3 protein-coding genes are annotated in these 1,997 nt (G+C 72.3%); 2 read left to right on the top strand and 1 reads right to left on the bottom strand.

The features are described 5' to 3' along the window. The coding region (locus G6027_RS15705) for an FAD-binding oxidoreductase (protein ID WP_182637979.1) at positions 1 to 834 on the bottom strand (834 nt) is incomplete at its 3' end. Positions 835 to 955: 121 nt separating this feature from the next. On the opposite strand from G6027_RS15705, the gene G6027_RS15700 reads away from it, so the two are divergent. Both G6027_RS15700 and G6027_RS15695 read left to right on the top strand, forming a co-directional pair. Then, the gene (locus G6027_RS15700) at positions 956 to 1,612 is read left to right on the top strand and encodes a TetR family transcriptional regulator (RefSeq protein WP_182637978.1); all 657 of its coding nucleotides are present in this window, start codon (positions 956 to 958) and stop codon (positions 1,610 to 1,612) included. Further along, on the top strand, positions 1,609 to 1,997 hold a 389-nt coding region (locus G6027_RS15695), incomplete at its 3' end, for an FAD-dependent oxidoreductase (protein ID WP_182637977.1). The genes G6027_RS15700 and G6027_RS15695, both read left to right, overlap by 4 nt.

Genomic DNA, 1,997 nt, shown 5'->3' with positions numbered 1-1,997 from the left:
GACCCGGGTGCACACCCCGAAGGCGCCCTCCGAACCCATCAGCCACTGCCGCAGGTCCGGCCCGGCGGCCGACGCGGGTGCCCGGCCGGCCTCGATCACGCCGACCGGCGTCACCACGGTCAGCCCGCGGACCATCTCGTCGAAGCGCCCGTACCCGGCCGAGGCCTGTCCGGACGACCGGGTCATCGCGTAGCCGCCCAGGGTCGCGTACGGGAAGGACTGCGGGAAGTGCCCGAGCGAGAACCCGTGTTCGGCGAGCAACTCCTCGGCCCGGGGACCGGACAGGCCCGCCCCGAGGACCGCCTCACCCGATTCGGGATCGATCGACTCGAGGGAGTCGAAGTGCACGAGGTCCACCGAGATCACGGCCCGGTGGCCACCTGCGTCCGGGGCGAGGCCACCCACCACGGAGGTGCCGCCGCCGAAGGGGACCATCGCGACCCCCTCGCGTCCGCACCAGTCCAGCAGGGCCGCCACCTCGTCGTCGTCACGTGGTGCGACCACCGCGTCAGGGCAGTCCACCTCGGGATACAGCCGCCAGGACAGCAGATCGGGCGTCGACTTGCCCCTGGCCCGGGGCAGCCGCTGGGCGTCGGCGGTGGAGAGGTTGCCCTCCCCCACGATGCTCGCGAGGGCCGACAGGTCAGGGTCGGTCAGACGGGACGGGGAGGCCGCCACGACGGCGGGATCGAAGTGCAGGCCGCTCTCGGCGGTCACCCCGAGCACGTCGCGCAGCAGGCCGCGGATGCCCGCGCCCAGGTCCTTCGCCTCGGCCTCCGTGCCCCATCGGGACAAGGCCATGGGCGGCAACGGAAGGTTGTCAGCGGAGTTCATGTCGCTCATACTGGAACAGTAAACCCCAATCTGTTCCGTTTTCGACGATCTCCGCACCGACGGGCACCGAACCCCCGGAAGATCGCCACCACAGGGCGCCGCGCGCCAGTCAGGAGTTCCGGTGACCTCGTCCGCCCCGGCACTGTCGGCCGACCGCACCACCGGGACCCGCGAACGAGCGCTCACGGCCGCCCGCGCCTCGATCCTCGAGATCGGGGCCACACGGACCACGATGGTCGAGGTCGCCCGCCGCTCCGGGGTGGGACGGACCACCCTCTACCGCCACTGGCCGGACATCACCGCGCTCTTCGCCGACCTGCTCACCCGCGAGCTCACCGCGGTCGTCGAGCGGGTGGACCCCGCGCTCCCCGACTCGGCACTCTCGGACTCGGCTCTCCCCGACTCGGCTCTCCCCGACTCGGCGCCCGTCGACGCCGACGAGCTCGTGCGGCTGGTGTGCATCTTCGCGGACGAGGTGCGGACCGACCCACTGCTCGACGCGTTCCGCAGGCACGAGTCCGAGATGCTCTCCGAGTACGTCTTCCACCGGCTCGGCACCTCGCAGCGCCGGCTCATCGACGTCCTCCGCGGACTGCTCTCGCAGGCGATGGCGACCGACCCCAGGCTGGCGGGGCGCGACCCCGACCGGACCGCGACCATGCTCTTCCTCGCCGTCCAGGGTCTGGTCCTGTCCGCCCCGCTCGCCGACCCGCCGCTCGACCCGGCCACCTGGCGGACCGAACTGCACCTACTCATCAGGGGGTACCTCGGCCTATGACCGGTCAGACCGATCGCGTGCACACCACGCCCGTCCACACCACCGCACTGTCCGCCGCCCGACGGGCTCGCGAACTCGCCGAACTGCGTGGCCGCGACACCCCCGTGGATCTGGTGGTGATCGGCGGGGGCATCACCGGCGCCGGGATCGCGCTCGATGCCGCCTCCCGCGGGCTCGAGACCGTGCTCCTGGAAGCGCACGACCTGGCGTTCGGCACCAGTCGATGGTCCTCCAAGCTCGCCCACGGCGGCCTGCGGTACCTGGCCACCGGCAACGTCGGCATCGCCCGCCGATCGGCCGTCGAACGCGGGATCATGCTCGAACGCACCGCCCCCCATCTCGTGCGACCGCTCGCCCAGGTCGTCCCCGTCTTCCGGGACACCCC

The organism is Dietzia sp. SLG310A2-38A2 (genome assembly GCF_014145095.1).
Taxonomy (GTDB): Bacteria; Actinomycetota; Actinomycetes; order Mycobacteriales; family Mycobacteriaceae; genus Dietzia.
Note: the sequence above shows the minus strand (reverse complement) of the source record. Positions and strands in the feature narration are given on the sequence as shown.